The sequence below is a fragment of the Nesterenkonia maliinae genome (assembly GCF_051262655.1).
Lineage (GTDB): Bacteria > Actinomycetota > Actinomycetes > Actinomycetales > Micrococcaceae > Nesterenkonia.
Genome location: NZ_JBIMEY010000005.1, coordinates 76,208 through 92,941, shown reverse-complemented (window position 1 = coordinate 92,941; position 16,734 = coordinate 76,208). Strand labels below are relative to the sequence as shown.

The following is a 16,734-nucleotide window of genomic DNA, read 5'->3' as shown; positions in this document are numbered from 1 at the left end:
TCTCGGGGTTCAGTGCTCGAGCTCGTCGAGCTCGTCGTAGGCTTTCGCGATGGCAGAGATGCGTTTGCGTCCGGCGCCGAGCTGGCGGTTGAGCACCCCGTTGGCCAGCAGGCTGACCAGGGACATCGCGGCGGCGTAGCTGTCGAAGGCGCCCTCGGAGTCGATGGGGCACTCGATCCAGCAGTCGGCCTCCATCGCGTAGTGCCGTGAGGTGCTGTCGCCGAGGCAGAGCAGCTGGGCCGACGACGCGGCGACCGCCCGCACTGCCTTGCCGAAGACCACCGGACGACGCCGGAAGCCCACCGCCACCACAAGATCTCCGGCTCCGATGCCGGCGAGCTCCTCGCCCAGGGTCTGTCCGGGCTGGGGCGCCAGGCGCACCTTGGAGCGGGTCTGGATGAGCTGCTGGTGCAGGTGCAGCGCGACCGGGTAGCTGTTGCGCAGGCCCAGCACGGTCACCCGCTCTGCGGCGGCGAGCATCTCCACCGCCTGCTGCAGCCGGCCTTCGGCCAGCCCGGCCCCGAGTCGGGCGAGGTTCTCATGGTCGCGGGCCTCGTGGCGCTGGACTCCGGTGGAGGCGTCGTTGTCCGCCGAGCTCACCGGGGCCGCGGTGGGCACCCCGCGGCTGCGCAGCGCTCGGGCATGGTCCTTGACCTCGCGGAAGTCCTCGAAGTCCAGCTTTCGGAAGAGCCGGGACACGGTGGCCTTCGAGACCCCGGTCTCCCGGCTGATGTCGGCGGCGGAGAAGATCGCGAGGTCCCCGAGGTGTTCCAGCAGGAAGTCGGCCACCCGGCGCTCCTGCGGCGGGAGGCTCCCGTAGCGCGCATCGATCCGGGCGTCGATCCGGGTCTCGGTGTCGAGCCGGGATTCGACGTCCGAGCCGGACTCGGCGTCGGATCGGGGCACGGTGTCCGGCGTCTTCGTCATCTGCTGCTCACTCTCGCTGCTCGGCGGCCACTGTCCAGACGGCGCGCTCCAGGGCCTGCAGGGCGAGCGCCACGTCTGCCTCGAGCACATTCTCCTCCGGATGATGGCTGATCCCGTCCTCGCAGCGGGTGAAGAGCATTCCGATCTCGGTGACGGCAGCCATGGCCATGGCGTCGTGCCCGGCCCGGGAGTAGAGCGTGATGGGGTCGTGGTCCCCGGTCTCGGCGATCCCGGCGGCGAATGCCTGGCGCAGCCTCGGTGAGCAGCTCACCGTGGGGGCCGAGTGGATCTCCTCGATGACCAGCTCAAGGCGCCGCTGGGCGCAGAAGCCGCTCAGCGCGGCGTGGATCTCGTCCCAGGCAGAGTCGCGCAGCGTGTCGGATTCGGCGCGCAGGTCCAGGGAGAGCTCCACCTCGCCGGGGACCACGTTGACCGCGCCGGGGCGGGCCTCGAGCTGACCGACCGTGGCGATGACCCCGCGGTCGCGGCCGATCCGCTCGACGTCGAGCACCGCCTGGGCAGCCCCGATCAGGGCGTCGCGGCGACGCTCATAGGGGGTGCCGCCGGCGTGCCGGGCCTCACCGAGGATGTTGAGCTTGAAGCGGCGGGCTCCGGCGATGGAGCTGACCAGTCCCAGCGGCCGACCTTCGGCCTCGAGGTAGGGGCCCTGTTCGATGTGAGCCTCGAGATAGCCGACCAGATCCTCGGGCGACCTAGCGGCGTCGTCGATCTTCTCGGGATCCAGGCCGAAGTCCCAGAACGCCTGGGCCATGGTGATGCCTTCGGCGTCGGCGGCCGCCCACCAGTCCGCGTCCCAGGTGCCGGCCATGGCGCGGGAGCCCAGCAGGGTGGCGCCGAAGCGCGCGCCCTCCTCGTCGGCGAAGGCGACGATCTCCACGGCGAAGGGCAGCTCCGTGGCGTGCGGGGCCAGTCGTCGCGCGGTCTCGATCCCCAGCAGCACGCCGAGGATCCCGTCGTAGCGGCCGGCGTCGGGCACGGTATCGAGGTGGGAGGCGATGATCAGAGCGGGCAGCCCCGGACGGGCGCCCTCCAGGCGGCCGCACTGGTTGCCCGCAGCGTCCTGCCAGACGTGGAGTCCGGCCCCGGCCATCCACTGCGCGGCGAGCGCGTTGTGCCGGCGGTGCTCCTCGGTGAGGTAGGCGCGCAGGATCCCGTCAGGCATCGCGCTGATCTGCGCGAGCTCATCACACCGGGCCATGATGCGGGCGGCTTCGGACGCGAGGTTCATCGGGCGGCCTCACCGGCAGCGGCATCCTGGTGGGCATCGGCCTGCTGATAGATCTCGGTGGCGGCGCCGACTCCCCCTCCGGGCGTCACGCCTGCACCGCCGGCGCGCAGCACCTGTTCCAGCGCGGCCAGGGTGAGCAGCACCGCGTCCTTGCGAGCGTTGTACCCCATGGTGCCGATGCGCCAGACCTTCCCATGCAGCGGGCCGAAGCTGGTGCCGATCTCGATCCCGAAGTCATGGAGCATCGCGTGCCGGGCGGCGTCACCGTCGATCCCCGCCGGGATCTGGACGGCGACCACGTTGTTCATCTTGTGCGCGACGTCGCCGAAGACCTCCAGGCCCAGGCCCTGGACTCCGGCGAGCATCGCCGCGCCGTGGAGCTGGTGCCGGGCGATGGAGGTGTCGATGCCCTCTTCGAGCAGCACTCGAGCGCATTCGCGGGCGCCGTAGAGCATCGAGGTGGCCTCGGTGTGGTGGTTCAGCCGCTGCGGTCCCCAGTAGTCGAGGATCATCGCCAGGTCGAAGTAGTTCGAGGCGATCCGGCGGCCGCGGCCCTGCGTGCCGTCGGCGATGCCCTCCTCCACGTGGCGGCGGGAGCGGATGACCTCCACCGCACGGTCGGAGAGGCTGATCGGCGCGGAGCCGGAGGGCCCGCCGAGGCATTTCTGCAGGCCGGCGGTGACGGCGTCGATCCCCCAGTCATCGGCGCGGAATTCATTGCCGGCCACGGAGGCGGTGACGTCGGTGTAGAACAGCACGCCGTGGGCCCGGCAGATCGCGCCGATGTCTGCAAGCGGCTGGTTCATCGTGGTGGAGGTGTCGCCCTGGACCAGCGCGAGCAGGGTGGGCTGCTCCTCGATGATGGCACGCTCGATCTCCTCGGGCGTGAACACCTGGCCCCAGGCCTTCTCGCGGACGGCGACGTCGGCTCCGGCGCGCACCGCGATCTCCTTGAGCAGGTGTCCGAAGCGGCCGAAGATCGGGACCAGCACCTTGGCGCCGGGTTCGATCAGGGAGATCAGCGCGGCTTCGATGCCGGCCCGGGAGGTGCCGTCCACCAGCACGGTGGCCTCGTTCGTGGTCTTGAAGACCCCGCGGTAGAGCTCCATGACCTCGTTCATGTACCCGGTCATGGCTGGATCGTATTGGCCCACGAGCTGGGCGGACATGGCGCGCAGCACGCGCGGGTCGGCGTTGATCGGGCCGGGGCCCATCAGCAGCCGTGGGGGCGGATTGATCTGGCTGGAGCTCATAGACACCATGGTACTGAAACTATTGTTTCATTCATGAAACAGGGACGTATCCTCAGGACACGCTGTGTTCCAGGCGCAGCACGGCGATCTGAGCCAGCTGCTCGCGGCGGATGCCGGCCTCCTCCTCCGGGGTGTTCTGCAGTCGCAGCGTCAGCTGGGTCATCATCTGTGCCGGGGTGCGTCCGGCGGCGCGGATCAGGAAGATCCGGTCGAAGCGGTCCTCGTAGGCCTGGTTCGCGCTGATCCATTCCTGCTGCGCGGCCTCGTCCTCGCTGAGGCTGCCCTGTTCCCGTCGTGAGGCCTGTGCCTCCCGCGTCGCGCCCTGGACCTTCTCGCCGATGCGGGGGTGATGCTCCAGGGCGGCGTCGACCTCCAGGTCGGTCCAGTCCTGGGCGATCTCTGCCGCGACCTCGGTGAGCTCCTCGACGCTGGCATAGGGGCGCCGGGCGAGCAGCGCGGCCCGCCAGGAGGGGATCGGGGCGCAGGAGGCGAGCAGCTCGGTGAGCTCCTCAGGTGGCGCGTCGTTGAACTCAGTCAGCTTCATGGGTCTCCTCGTCGTCGATGCCCCGGGTTCTCGCGGATGCCGGTGCAGGGATGCGACCGTGGAAGGCCGCGGCGTGATGGATCAGGGCGATGTCGCTGACGGCCGGGCCGATCAGGCAGACGCCCGTGGGCAGCCCCTCGCGGGTGCGCAGCGGGACATTGACCGCGGGAAGCCCGGCCAGGCCGGCCAGGCAGGTCAGCAGCATGGTGCCGCGGCGATGTTCCTCGATGACGGAGCCGCCGAGGGCTGCGGCCTCGCGCAGCGGGGCGGGCCCGGCTGCGGAGGGCACCGCGAGGATCCCGTCCCCCACCCATCCGCGGATGATCCGGCGGGCTCCCGCCGCCAGCGCCCTGGCCTGCATCTCCTGCTCGGAGGTGACCTCGCTGGCCATGCGGAACCTGGCGCCGACGTCGGCCGCCATCGCCTCCCAGTGGTGGGCGATCCAGTCGCCGTGGTTCGCCCAGGCCTCCCGGAACTGGATGAGCCGGAACGCCTCGAACCAGGCGTCGTGCATTCCGGATGAGACACCGTCGAGCTCGTGAAGCTGCATTGCCGGGCTCTCGCGAGAGTGTTCGACGGCGGGGCTCACCTGGGCCGCGATCGCGGCGCGCACCGCGTCGGTCACCTCGGGCTCCACCTTCTCGAACAGGCTCGGGATGAGCTTCAGCCCGGGCTCAGGAGCCAGGGCCGGCTCCTCCGGCTGGGCCCCAGCCTCGTCGCCGGTCCGCTCGCCGGCCTGAAGGCTGGTCTGGTCGCCGGTCTGGGCGAGCAGCACCTGCGCGACGGCGGCGAGGGTGTCCGCGTCGCGGGTCATCCAGCCGACGGTGTCGAAGCTCTGCGCCAGCGGAAGCAGCCCGTCGCGGGAGATGGCGCCGTGGGTGCTGCGCAGACCCCAGAGGCCCTGATAGGAGGCGGGCACCCGGATGGAACCTCCGGTGTCGGTGCCCAGTCCGATGCTCGCCTGTCCCAGGGCCACAGCGGCGGCGGAGCCGGAGCTCGATCCGCCGCTGATCCGCGCGGGTGCGGCCGGATTGGGCGGCGTGCCGTAGTGCTGATTGGTGCCGGCCAGGGAGAGCGCAAACTCATCGGTCTGCGCCAGCCCGGTGATCGACGCGCCGGCGTCGAGCAACCGGGTCACCGCGGTCGCGGTGGTGGTCTGAGGCTCAGCCTCGGCAAGCCAGGCGGGGTTGCCCGCCCCGATCCGCTGCCCGGCCACGGCATAGAGATCCTTCACCGCGAGGGTGTGTCCATCCAGCGGTCCGGTTCCGGTCGGGGGCACCAGCGGAGTGCCGCCCTCACCCCGGGCCCGCCACACGGTCGAATCGACCTGGTCTGCGGTCGCCTCGGCGGGTGGCGCCGTCGCCTCTCCCGGAGCCGTCGTGGCCGATGGCCTCTCCCCCGGCTTCATCACAGCCCCGCGAAGTCTTTGACGGAGACCTTCGCGTGGACGCCTTTGACGATGTCGACCACCTGGGAGATGTTGAAGTCGGTGGCGGCGGAGAGGTAGGCGTAGGCGTGTTCCGCGTCGAGTCCCCAGCGGGCCTGGAGCAGCACGATGGCGTTGCGCACGCAGTTGCGCACCGCGATGTCGAGGTCCTCATCCATGCCTGTGGGGATCAGGTGATCGGTGGTCTCCGCGAGCGGGCCGACCTGCTCGCCGAAGGCACGCAGCGCCTCCTCCCGCGGAACGACGTCGAAGCTGAGGTGCCCGCGCAGCGAGGCTTCCATGGCGGTGAGGGCGACCTCGCCGTCGCCCTGGGCGAAGTGCGGATCTCCGACGAAGGCCAGCGCTCCGGGCACCTGGACCGGGAGGTAGAGCGAGGTCCCTTCGGTGAGGACCTTGATGTCGATGTTCCCGCCGTGGGCGCCGGGGGGCACCGAGTGCGGCCGGACGTCGCCGGCCACGGCCACTCCGATGGTCCCGAAGAAGGGAGCGAGGTCGAAGCTGATCTGCCGCGGAGCGCCGGCCTTCGGGGCCATCCAGCCGCGGGGGACGCCCTCGTCGTCGGGCTCCACGGCGGCGAAGATCGACACATTGGCTTCGCCGCGCGGGTACTCGCCGTTCAGCGCCCCCTTGCCGTGTCGGTTGGAGATGATGCCATAGGGCACGCGGCGCTGGAGCTTGTCGATGGTGACCTTCAACAGGTCTCCGGGCTGGGCCCCCGCCACATGGATCGGGCCGGTGTTCACATGCGGCCCATCGACGCGGGGATCCCGGGCGTGATCGCTGGCCGCCAGTTCGATCGCGTCGGTGAGCACCTGCTCAGCGGGGACCCCGTGGCCGCCGAAATAGCCGGCCGGGTCGCGGCCCTGGTCCTCCAGGATGCCTTCGTGGGAGAGCGTGTCGATGACGACCTGCTCACCGGGCTGGATGTGCAGCACCGGGACATCGGTGGCGCAGGGCAGCCGACCCCAGAAGATGTTCTGCGCAGCGGCGGGAAGGTAGCGGGCACCCTCGGGCAGATGCTCGCCCGGCTGCAGGATGGGCTCGGGGCTGGCCTCCACGCCGGGACGGGCGCGGGACTGCTGGCGGGTGGGCAGGCTCATGGATCACTCTCCTCGTCCCGATCAAGTCTGCCCGATCAGGTGTTACAGCGGAATGACGCGTCAGAAACCGCTGTTTCAGAGTCTCGCTGCTTCAGGACCGCTCCCGTGTCAGGACCGCTCCCGTGTCAGGGCCGCTCCCGTGTCAGAGGCGCAGCGGCGCGCGGCTGTCCAGCCGCAGGGTCTCACGCATGGCCTCGCCGAGCTGCTCCGCGCTGGTGAGGAAGCCGTCGTGCCCGATGGGTGAGTCGATCATGTGCACCGTGTGGTCCCCGGGGACCGCGTCGGCGATCTCTTGGGACTGGGCCGGGAAATAGAGCCGGTCCGTGGTCACGGCGGCCAAGAACGGCACCGCGGTGACTCCGGCGAGGGCCTGGTCCACTCCCCCACGTCCTCGGCCGACATCGTGGCTCATCAGCGCCTCGGCAAGGACGATGTAGGCATTCGGATCGAAGCGCTGAAGCAGCTTCTCCGCCTGGTGGTCCAGGTAGGACTCCACCTGGTAGCGCCCGCGCCGGCGCTCCGAGAAGCCGAACGGGTCTTCGGAACCCTGCGCGGAGCGGCCGAAGCGCACCGCCAGCTCATACTCGGCGCGGTAGGTGATGTGCGCGATCCGTCGGGCCAGCCCGAGACCGGCCTGCGGCGAGGGGCCGCCGTAGTAGTCACCGCCGGCGAAGTCCGGGTCGTTCTCCACGGCCAGCACCTGGGCCTGGCCGAAGGCGATCTGCTCCGCGGTGGAGGCCGCCCCGCAGGCGAAGACGGCGACGCCTTCGACCATGTCCGGGTAGCTGACGGCCCATTCCAGCGCCCGGGCACCTCCCATGGATCCGCCGATCACCGTGTGGAACTTCCGAATGCCCAGGGCCTGAGCCAGCCGGGCTTCGAGGTGCACGGAATCGCGAATCGTCACGAAGGGGAATCGGGAGCCGTAGGGCTTCCCCTCGGGATCCAGGGAGGCGGGTCCGGTGGAGCCGTAGCAGCCGCCGACCATGGCCGGGGCGATGACGAACCAGCGCTCGGTGTCGATCGGGCGACCGGGTCCGAGCAGCCCCTCCCACCATCCGATGGAAGGGTCCGCAGCGGTCGCGGCGACGTGGGAGTCGCCGGTGAGAGCATGCGCGACGAGGATGGCGTTGCTGCCGTCCTCGTTGAGCGTGCCCCAGGTCTCGTAGGCGAGGGTGACTTCGGGCAGCCGGCCGCCGGTCTCAAACGTGTACGCGCCGACCTCAGCGGTCTTCAGCGCGCCGGCGGGCCTGTTCCCAAAGTCATTCAGCACCTGATCACCCTAACCTCAGACCGCCGCGGCGGTTTCTTGCTTCGTCACATTCTCAGCACCGGCCTCGGAGGCTGCGTCTGCGGCTGTCTCGGACGCCGCGTCGGCAGCAGCCTGGGCGGCCTTCTCGAAGCCCTGGGCCAGGTCGGCGATGATGTCGTCGATGTGTTCCAGGCCCACCGAGAGCCGGACCAGTCCGGGCTTGACCCCGGCGGCCCGCTGCTCGGCGGGGCTGAGCTGGCTGTGCGTGGTCGAGGCGGGGTGGATCACCAGCGAGCGGACGTCGCCCACGTTGGCCACCAGCGAGTGCAGCTCCAGGGCGTCCACGAACGCCTGGCCCGCGCGGGCCTGCGCCTCGACGTCGTCGGCTGCTCCGCCGGCGAGCTCGAAGGCCAGCACCGCCCCGGACCCCCGGGGCAGGTACTTCTGGGCGCGCTCGAAGCAGGGGCTCGAAGGCAGACCGGAGTAGTAGACCCGCCGCACGTCCTGGTGGGCCTCGAGGTATTCGGCGACCTTCTGGGCGTTCTCGACGTGGCGCTCGATCCGCAGCGAGAGCGTCTCCAGGCCCAGGTTGATCTCGAAGGCGTTGTGCGGGGACAGCGCCGGGCCGAAGTCGCGCAGCAGCTGGACCCGGGCCTTGAGGATGAAGGAGAGGTTGACGCCGAAGATCCCCTCCGGCCCGAGATCCCGGCCGAAGACCAGCCCGTGGTAGCTCTCATCGGGGGTGGAGAAGCCGGGGAAGCGCTCCGGGTGCGCGAAGTAGTCGAAGCGCCCGGAGTCCACGATCACCCCGGCGATGGCGGTGCCGTGTCCGCCGAGGAACTTCGTCGCCGAGTGCACGACGACGTCGGCGCCGAAGTCGAAGGGACGGATCAGGTAGGGCGTGGTCAGCGTGGAGTCGATGATCAGCGGCGCCCCGAACTCGTGCGCCACCGAGGCGACGCCTTCGATGTCGAGCACGTCGCCGCGCGGGTTCGCCACCGCTTCGCCGAAGAAGGCCACCGTGTTCTCCCGGGTGGCGGCGCGCCAAGACTCCAGGTCATCGGGGTCCTCCACGAAGGAGACCTCGATGCCGAACTTCGGCAGAGTGTGCTTGAAGAGGTTCTGCGTGCCGCCGTAGAGCGTGGGCGAGGCGACGATGTGGCTGCCGGCGTGGGCGATGTTCAGCAGCGCCAGCGAGGTTGCGGCCTGTCCGGAGCCGACGGCGAGCGCCCCGACTCCACCCTCGAGGGCGGCGATCTTGTCCTCCACGGCCTGGACCGTGGGGTTGCCGATGCGGGAGTAGACGGGGGCGATCTCTTCGAGGCCGAAGCGACGCGCGGCGGCGGCGGTGTCGGGGAAGACGAAGGAGGTGGTCTGCTGGATCGGCAGCGCCCGTGCTCCGGTGACCGGGTCGGGAGCGACTCCGGCGTGGATCTGCTGGGTCTCGAACTGCCAGTTGTTCTCGTTACTCAAAAGATTCTCCGTTCAATGCGGCCCAGGACCTGGACCGGATATGAACGTCGCTGCCGGTGATAGAGCTGCCGGCGCTGAATCCTGTACGGCCCTGTCCTGAGGACTGGGGTGAAAGGGCCCGCACTGGTGTGTGGCCCGCGCTTGCCACGGTCAGTCGATGAAGCTTCTACGAAGACTGCCGCAGCCAGGTCGTCACCCGGGGCACCCCACCGCGAACTGGAGGGTTGCCGGCCAGCAAACCGGGGTTTTGCGCTGGCACTCTTGACCTAGGCATAAGTCTGCACGGCGGAATGCTTGCGTGCAAGTGCTGACTCCAGGTGGGATTCGCAGTTCGTCATGTTCCCCCCTCCCTGCTGGCAAAAAATCGTAGAGCTGTTGCTTTGTCGTAGCGCTCTATCCCTACGATCTCCCACAGCGCTACGATTTCTGCGAGCGTGGGGGGCGAGCCGGGGGTCGCGGTCTTCCCGGCCGACATTCTCGGGGAGTCCTCCGCAGGAGAGGGATACGTCCTCAACGGGGAGGACTGCGCCGAGGGCGACGACATCTGGCTCGGAGGAAGCCCCGCCCGATCGATGACCTATCGGGTCCCCGATCAATGCGATGAGGACGTCCAGCAGTGGCAGGTCCACACTGAGGGCTGATCCGCCAAAGACCTTCCGAAGCCCACGGATCTCTGCCACGGTAAGACCATGGCAGGTTCACGGAGACTCGCTGGCGCGACCGCGGCCTGGGCCGTCCTCGGAGCAACCATGATTGGTTGCACCACCGGCCTCCAGGACCCGAACGCCCCGGCGGGCGTCCCCAACTACGTCGTCGAGGACGCTTCCGGGCCCGATATGGGCCTGCAGGGACGCATCGCAGAGATCCGCGGGTGCTACTACATCCAGGGGCCTGCTCCCGAGCATGCCCTCACCCTCGCGCTCTTCCCCGCCCATGAGCTCGAAGAGGCTCCCGACGGGGCGGAGTTCACGTGGCGGGGCGTTGAATATTCCGCCGGCGATGACATCACGGTAGGCGGAGGCGGACCGGGCCCGGATATCTACGACGTCCCCGAGGAGTGCGACGACGATGCCGAGCGATGGCTGGTCACGCCCTCCACCCCCCGCCCCTGAGACCGACGACCTCTTATCCTTCAGCGCCAGAGGATGTAGCGTGGTTTCGCGAACGTGGACCCCCATCTCTTGGACACCTATTTCATGCTTCACACGACGCTTTCTGCGTTCCTCGGACTGAACCCCACGATCACCTCCTCCTGGATCGACATCGCGTGGTGGGCCATACCGGTCCTCTACGCCAGCCTCGTCATCTGGGCCGCTGTGGAGCTCGTCCGGAACAGAAGCCTGGACTTCGCACCGAAGATCGCATTCGCCTTTCTGCTGGTTCTCGCCCCGTTCATCGGCTCGATCCTGACCATCCTGCTGGTCCGGACCCACGCCACGGGCCGCACCCCGGATTCAAAAAATCGTAGAGTAGCTGCTTCGTCGTAGCGCTCTAGCTCTACGACCCGCCACAACGCTACGACTTTTCACCCCGGGGCGGGGGCGCGCCCTGACCTAGACTCATCTCCCATGAGCGCCTCCGACAACGATGTCCTGACAGCCCTGCGCAGCGCCTTCGCGCCGCATGCCCTGACCACCGACCCGGGCGAGCTCGACGCCCACGCGGTGGACAAGGGACCGCTGGAGCATTGGCAGGTACACCCGCCGCGCGCCGTCGTCTTCGCCGAATCGACCGAGGACGTGCAGAAGCTCGTGCGGCTCTCCGCCGAACACGGCTTCGCGCTGATCACCCGGGGCGCGGGAACGTCGGTCTCGGGTGGGGCCAACTCCACCGAGGGCTCCGTGGTGCTGAACCTGACCCGGATGAACCAGATTCTCGCGATGCGACCTGAGGACGAGGTCGCCGTGGTCGAACCGGGCGTGATCAACGCTGATCTGAACTCGGCCGCCGCAGAGCACGGGCTGATGTACGCGCCGGACCCAGCGAGCTACCGCATCTCCACCATCGGCGGAAACGTCGCCACCAACGCCGGCGGGCTGCGCTGCGCCAAATACGGGGTGACCCGCGACTCGGTGCTGGCCCTGGACGTGGTGCTCGCCGACGGAACCCTGATCCACACCGGCCAGGCCACCTTCAAAGGCGTCGCCGGCTACGACCTGACCAGCCTGTTCGTCGGGTCCGAAGGGACGCTGGGCATCGTCGTCGGAGTCACCGTACGGCTGCGCCATCTGAGCGAGCACATCGAGACCATCGCCGCGTTCTTCGACGAGCTGACCACGGCCGCGCAGGGCGTGCTGGAGATCGGCAAGGCCCGGGTACAGCCGTCGATCACCGAGCTGCTGGACCGTAACACGATGCTCGCCCTGGACCAGGCCCAGGGCTCCGACCTTGCCCGACGCGGCAACACGCTGCTGCTGATCCAGACCGACGGGCACGGCGCCGCCATCGAGGCGGAGATCATCCGCGAGGTGCTGCGCGGACTCGGCGCCACGGTGAGCGACCCCGGCTCCACCGAGTCCGAGCGGCTGATCGAGCTGCGCCGGCACGCCCGCGGCGACGGCATCGCCACCGAGGTGCGCGTGGGCGAGGACGTCGCGGTCCCGCGCTCACGGCTGGTGGACTACATCCGCGCGATCGAGGACCTCGCCGAGGAGCATCAGGTCCAGCTCAAGGTGGTCGCGCACGCCGGAGACGGCAACCTGCACCCCACCTTCAGCGTCCCCAGCTCCGAGTTGAGTCCAGAGACCAGTCCCGAGCCGCAGGCCGACGACGACGCCGCTTCTCCCGCACAGCCCGAGGGCACCTCGGTGACAGTTGATGCCAGTGCGGACGGCGCTGCGGCCTCGGCGATGTCGCGGCTGCATGCGGCGCTGGACGGCTCGGTCCGGCTCGCGCTTGAGATGGGCGGGACCATCACCGGAGAGCACGGGATCGGCACCTACAAGCTGCGCTGGCTGGACTGGGAACAGTCTGCGGAGGTCATCGCGCTGCAGCGCCGGATCAAGGACGTGTTCGATCCGGAGTACCGGCTCAATCCTGGGCGGGCGATCCTGTAGCCGCACGGGCCGGACCGAGAAGGACCGCGCGGGCCGCCGCGTCGGCATCTGCCAGGGACCGGGCGGAGGAATCAACGGTGCCACCGGCCTCGGCCGCGATCGCGGTGCCCCACTGGACCGAGCTCAGCTGCAGACCCAGCACGTAGATCTCCTCCGGTTCGGCGCGGTCCATCGGGATCAGCCGGTGCGGGAGAGTGGTCACGTCGAAGCCCTTGCCTGCTCGCGGCGCCCCGGAGGCGTCCACGAGTTCGCGTGGCCGGGCCAGGCCGCTGCGCAGCAGTCCGGCCACCAGGGGTGAACGGGAGAGCTGCACCCGGTTGGCCGGCATCATGGCCTCCAGCAGCCAGCGCGCCTGGTAGGCCGGGGCGGCCACCGCCGGGGACTCGGCCGTGTAGAAGCCGGTCTCACGGTCCACGTCGAAGATCGGCTCGGGTCCGAGGAACTCCACGACACCGGCGCGGGTCAGCGCGGCGAGCTCCTCGATCCGCTGCAGCGGCGGACCGCTGGCCAGACCCTCCACCAGAGATTCGAACCAGCCCTCGATCTCGCTGATCTGGCTGGACTGGGAGACCCGGCCCTGGCTGATCAGCGCCTTGACCTCCATCCGGGCAAGGTGCAGTGCGCCGATCGCCATCTTCACCGGGCTGCGCACCCCCGCGGCGGAGGTGGCGGCGTCGTCCTCGAGGTAGGCGCTCATGTGCTGCTGGTACTGCTCGGCGGACTCGAAGGTCAGCCCGCCGAAGGGTCGCCCGAGGGAGCGGATGTCGAACCAGAGCACATCCGGGGCGAACTCGCGCAGCAGACGCTGACCGCGGGTCTGCAGCACCGCCTCACCCAGGTGGGTGTCCGCGAGGAGCTCCTCCAGGGCCGCGTCGAAACCGGTGCGGAAGAGCTCCGGGGCGAGCTCCACCAAGGTTCGGTAGTAGGTGCGCAGCACGTCGCGCTGCATCAGTGGCCAGAGGTGGGCGGAGAAGTCGAGCACATCGTGGCGCCGCTCGGCCTCCGCGATCGCCTCGGGGCTGAAGTGATGCAGGCTGATGCCCACCGGGGCGAAGCCGGGCGCCTCGGTGAGTGCGGTGGACTTGGCGCGGTAGGGGGTGCCGCGGCGAGACCCGGCCACCAGATGCGGCTCGTCGCCGGTGGCGAGGTATTCCAGACGCTGCCCGGCGGGGCGGTCGGCGTGTTCGTGGAACACTCCCCCACGGCCGACGCTGGCCTGGATCATCAGGTCGAAGAAGTTCAGCCCCATGCCGCGGACCAGGACGTTCTCCCCCGCGGGCAACGAGTAGTAGTCGACCTCGGTGGGAATCGCCGGCGGCTGGTAGTGCAGCCCGAGCTGGTCGGCGACCTCGGTGAAGTGTTCGCCGGATTCGTTCAGTCCGGCCGGGATGTGACCGAGCGCGAGCACGACCTGATCGGCGCGCAGCCGTTGACCTGAGGTCGGGCTGGCGGCGGCGTCGTCCTGGTTGTGGGTGCTGCCATGGTCTTCGGCGTCGTTCAGGTCTCCAGCGTCCTCCACCGTGAGCTCGTACCCGGAGTCTGCGCGACGCAGCTCAGTGACCTCCGCGCGCAGGTGCTCCACGGTGATGCCTGGCTGATCTGCGAGCGCCGCGCAGACCTCGGTGTGCAGCCAGCTCAGGTATTGCCCGTAGGCGGCGCGGGTCGGGTAGTCGGTGTCGGTTCCGCCGTGGTCGATCCCCTTCGGCACCGGCGGCTCGAAGCCGTCGGCGCGCACCGAGGTGACCGTCTCCTCGGCCTCATGCTCGTGTCGCCACTGCGCGAAGGAGCGCGAGGCCGACGACGCCGGCAGCGCGGCCTGGGTGGCGCCGGCGGGCGCCGCGGTGGGGAAGCTGGCCGGGGTGTTCATCAGGTAGAGCGGAGACTGCTGCGGGTTCCAGACCCGACCGGGACCGTGCGGCGCCGGGTCGATCACCAAGATGCGCAGCCGAGGGGTCGGGGCGCCTTGCTCCACCGCGGCGTCATTGACCGCGCCGTGCTCCACGACGGCGAGAAGCCGCTCCAGAAAAGACGTGCCGCGGGGTCCGGCACCGATCAGCGCGACGCTGCGTTCCTCGGTCTCGCGGGGCATGGGCGGGGTGTTCTCCTGGTGGAATCTGCGGCTCGCTGGTTCCGACCAGGCTACTGCCAGCGCGCGCTTTGTCAGTTTCCTGGACGAACCGCTAGTCTAGACGGGCGCACGAGAACGGTTCACCGATCTCGTGGGCACAGGAGGCGTGCCAGAGCGGCCGAATGGGCTTCACTGCTAATGAAGTGTCCGCCTCAAAGCGGACCGGGAGTTCAAATCTCCCCGCCTCCGCCAACGTGGAGAAGAACCCCCGTCGGGAGCAGTCCTGACGGGGGTTCTTCTGTGTCTGACGAGTCCCCCGGAGCGGCATCGATCGGCGGGCCCGCTCTGTGGGCTCCAGCGGCGGGCCCGAGGATCAGAGCCTAGTCCTGCGCGATGTCCAGCACGATCCGCACGGGATCATCGAGCTGTTGGACCCGGAAGTCTCGCTCCTCATCCAGACTGATCAGCACCTGGCTCTCGCCGCCGAGAAGCTCGCCGGGCTGGATCTCGCGGACCATCGCCGCCTCGGTCTCCGGGGTCCAGGACTCGGTCCACGCGGCGGCCTCGGCGTCGGGTCCGCCGGTCGTGCCCAGGACGTCGATCAGCAGCATCGCCTCGGCCAGGTCGTCCTGCACCTCGGTGAAGCCCTCCGCCTGACTGCCCGGCTCGATGTACTGGACCTGGTGCGCGATGTCCGTGTCCAGTGCGTATTCCAGCACGATCCGCTCATAGCCCTCATGGGAGCCGAGCCGGAGCGCGCTGAGCACCTGGATCGTGTCGTGGCCGACGTCGAGCTGAAAGTCCTCGAAGTCCTCGCTGGACTGGAGCGCGGTGCTGAACCCGTTGAGGTCGACCGGCTCAGACTCATCACCCTCCGCCTCCGCGGCATCTTCGTCCGCCGCCGGCTCCTCATCCTCGCCGGCGTCCTCGTCAGCACTCGGTTCAGCAGGATCACTCGCTTCAGCAGGATCACTCGGTTCAGCAGACTCGTCCGAGTCAGCCGACTCAGTGGGCTCGGCCGATTCCTCAGCCGGCTCCGCGCTCTGCTCAGCCGGCTCGTCATGGGGCATCTCATCCTCGGCGGACCCGCAGCTGGTCAGCGCGAGCGCTGCGGCGATCGCGGCGGTGGACAGGAGGGCATCTCGGGGACTCATGCTTCGGCGCTCATCTCAGGGGGTCGCGGAGGCTGTTGGCTGACGTCTCGACTTCTGACCTGCACTGACCACCGTAGCCTGTGGGAAATCGCTAGGCTCGGACCATGACTTCCTCCGCTGCTGCGCTGCCTGCCGACTCCCCCACCCCCCGCGCCGTGCTGGTGGGCTGTGGAGACGTGGGCACGCGGATCGGGAACCGGCTCCTGGACCAGGGCTGGAACGTCACGGGGTGGCGGCGCAGCCCGGAGCGCCTGCCCGCGGCCTTCGACGGCGCGGCGGTGGACCTCACCGAGGACTCCAGCATCCCGAATCTGCCCTCCGACACCACGGCCGTGGTCTTCTCTCCCGCCGCTGGCAGCCGTGACCCGGAGCGCTACGAGCAGGTCTACCTGCGCGGACTTGAACGGGTCTTGGACCGGATCACGCAGGCGGGCCTCGCCGAGACCGTGCAGGTGCTCCTGGTGTCCTCCACCTCGGTGCTCGGAGACGCTCAGGGCCGGGTGGACGAGTCCGCCGCGTTGACTCCCGCCAGCCCGACCGGTGAGATCCTGGCCCGCACCGAGGCGCTGCTGCAGCAATGGCGAGCGGCTGGGACCGAGTCGTCGGCCCGCTCCCGCAGCGGGATCCTGCGGCTCGCCGGGATCTACGGGCCGGGGCGGGACCGGCTGATCAAGCAGCTGCGCTCCAGTTCGGTCGGCGAAGCCGCAGGTCAGGACGACCAGGATGCCTGGCGGATCTCCAACCGCATCCATTCCGACGACGCTGCGCGCGCCGCCGTCGAACTGTTGACCGCCGCGGCCCCACCGGCCCTGGTGCTGGGCGTGGACAAGCTTCCGTTGCCCCTGGGGGTGGTGCACAACTGGATGGCCGACCAGCTGGAACTCCCTCGTCCGTGGAGCGATCCGCGGCTCGCTCCCGAGGTGCTGGACTCAGTGCCGCTGAACTCACCGGTCCGCCACCACGCCGACACGCCCTCGGGCTCGGTGCTGACCGATTCCGGGCTGTCCGGCGCTGATCTCTCCGGCGAAGATCCTTCCAGCACAGACCTGTTCGGGTCCGCACTCCTGCGCGCGGGCCACGGCAAGGCCCTCGATGGCTCGCTGCTGCACCGCCTGCTCGGCGAGCTCCTGCACCCGGATTTCCGCTCGGGGTACACCGCCGCCCTGCGCGAGTAACCGCTCAGCCCCGAGCCAGCAGGTGGACCCACCTCG

15 protein-coding genes, 1 tRNA gene and 1 riboswitch are annotated in these 16,734 nt (G+C 69.5%); of the genes, 6 read left to right on the top strand and 10 right to left on the bottom strand.

From position 1 onward, the window contains the following. Window positions 1-9 precede the first annotated feature (9 nt). The 8 genes from ACHAA4_RS10480 to ACHAA4_RS10445 form a co-directional block, all read right to left on the bottom strand. Window positions 10-927, bottom strand: coding sequence for a MurR/RpiR family transcriptional regulator (locus tag ACHAA4_RS10480; protein WP_435774118.1), 918 nt, complete (start codon window positions 925-927; stop codon window positions 10-12). A gap of 7 nt (window positions 928-934) precedes the next feature. After that, window positions 935-2,176, bottom strand: coding sequence for an allantoate amidohydrolase (locus tag ACHAA4_RS10475; protein WP_435774117.1), 1,242 nt, complete (start codon window positions 2,174-2,176; stop codon window positions 935-937). Further along, window positions 2,173-3,429 (bottom strand): pyridoxal-phosphate-dependent aminotransferase family protein, encoded by a 1,257-nt coding sequence (locus tag ACHAA4_RS10470; protein ID WP_435774116.1) that lies wholly within the window; start codon window positions 3,427-3,429, stop codon window positions 2,173-2,175. Before ACHAA4_RS10470 ends, ACHAA4_RS10475 begins: the two co-directional genes overlap by 4 nt. Window positions 3,430-3,481: 52 nt before the next feature. Beyond that, window positions 3,482-3,973 (bottom strand): 2-oxo-4-hydroxy-4-carboxy-5-ureidoimidazoline decarboxylase, encoded by a 492-nt coding sequence (uraD, locus tag ACHAA4_RS10465; protein WP_435774115.1) that lies wholly within the window; start codon window positions 3,971-3,973, stop codon window positions 3,482-3,484. Beyond that, window positions 3,960-5,381, bottom strand: coding sequence for an amidase family protein (locus ACHAA4_RS10460; protein WP_435774216.1), 1,422 nt, complete (start codon window positions 5,379-5,381; stop codon window positions 3,960-3,962). Before ACHAA4_RS10460 ends, uraD begins: the two co-directional genes overlap by 14 nt. Continuing rightward, window positions 5,381-6,520 carry an acetamidase/formamidase family protein gene (locus tag ACHAA4_RS10455; RefSeq protein WP_435774114.1) on the bottom strand — a complete coding sequence of 380 codons (1,140 nt, stop codon included), beginning with the start codon at window positions 6,518-6,520 and terminating at the stop codon, window positions 5,381-5,383. The genes ACHAA4_RS10460 and ACHAA4_RS10455 overlap by 1 nt, the downstream gene beginning before the upstream one ends. Before the next feature lie 142 nt (window positions 6,521-6,662). After that, window positions 6,663-7,793, bottom strand: a complete 1,131-nt coding sequence (gene metX, locus ACHAA4_RS10450; protein ID WP_435774113.1) for a homoserine O-acetyltransferase MetX — start codon at window positions 7,791-7,793, stop codon at window positions 6,663-6,665. 15 nt (window positions 7,794-7,808) lie between these two features. Then, a complete protein-coding gene (locus ACHAA4_RS10445) occupies window positions 7,809-9,245 on the bottom strand; it encodes an O-acetylhomoserine aminocarboxypropyltransferase/cysteine synthase family protein (protein WP_435774112.1) in 1,437 nt (478 codons plus the stop codon). A gap of 132 nt (window positions 9,246-9,377) precedes the next feature. Then, window positions 9,378-9,512: riboswitch (SAM riboswitch) on the bottom strand. 167 nt (window positions 9,513-9,679) lie between these two features. Between ACHAA4_RS10445 and ACHAA4_RS10440 the strand changes: the two genes are divergently transcribed. From ACHAA4_RS10440 to ACHAA4_RS10425, 4 genes are all read left to right on the top strand, one after another. Beyond that, entirely contained in the window at window positions 9,680-9,886 is a 207-nt protein-coding gene (locus tag ACHAA4_RS10440) for a hypothetical protein (RefSeq protein ID WP_435774111.1), read from the top strand. Window positions 9,887-9,994: 108 nt separating this feature from the next. Next, window positions 9,995-10,357: a hypothetical protein gene (locus tag ACHAA4_RS10435; RefSeq protein ID WP_435774110.1), complete on the top strand. Its 363-nt coding sequence runs from the start codon at window positions 9,995-9,997 to the stop codon at window positions 10,355-10,357. Window positions 10,358-10,441: 84 nt separating this feature from the next. Further along, complete coding sequence (locus ACHAA4_RS10430) at window positions 10,442-10,732, top strand: hypothetical protein (protein ID WP_435774109.1); 291 nt, start codon at window positions 10,442-10,444, stop codon at window positions 10,730-10,732. A gap of 81 nt (window positions 10,733-10,813) precedes the next feature. Further along, window positions 10,814-12,301 carry an FAD-binding oxidoreductase gene (locus ACHAA4_RS10425; RefSeq protein WP_435774108.1) on the top strand — a complete coding sequence of 496 codons (1,488 nt, stop codon included), beginning with the start codon at window positions 10,814-10,816 and terminating at the stop codon, window positions 12,299-12,301. Here the strand turns inward: ACHAA4_RS10425 and ACHAA4_RS10420 are convergent. Further along, window positions 12,276-14,390 (bottom strand): FAD/NAD(P)-binding protein, encoded by a 2,115-nt coding sequence (locus ACHAA4_RS10420; RefSeq protein ID WP_435774107.1) that lies wholly within the window; start codon window positions 14,388-14,390, stop codon window positions 12,276-12,278. The two genes, ACHAA4_RS10425 and ACHAA4_RS10420, sit on opposite strands and share 26 nt — an antisense overlap. Before the next feature lie 139 nt (window positions 14,391-14,529). On the opposite strand from ACHAA4_RS10420, the gene ACHAA4_RS10415 reads away from it, so the two are divergent. Beyond that, window positions 14,530-14,621 (top strand) — tRNA-Ser (locus ACHAA4_RS10415). Between the two features lie 128 nt (window positions 14,622-14,749). Here ACHAA4_RS10415 and ACHAA4_RS10410 read toward each other — a convergent pair. Then, on the bottom strand, window positions 14,750-15,523 hold the full coding sequence (locus ACHAA4_RS10410) for an AMIN-like domain-containing (lipo)protein (protein ID WP_435774106.1): 774 nt from the start codon (window positions 15,521-15,523) through the stop codon (window positions 14,750-14,752). Window positions 15,524-15,627: 104 nt separating this feature from the next. On the opposite strand from ACHAA4_RS10410, the gene ACHAA4_RS10405 reads away from it, so the two are divergent. Continuing rightward, window positions 15,628-16,698 carry an NAD-dependent epimerase/dehydratase family protein gene (locus ACHAA4_RS10405; protein WP_435774105.1) on the top strand — a complete coding sequence of 357 codons (1,071 nt, stop codon included), beginning with the start codon at window positions 15,628-15,630 and terminating at the stop codon, window positions 16,696-16,698. Window positions 16,699-16,734: the final 36 nt, after the last annotated feature.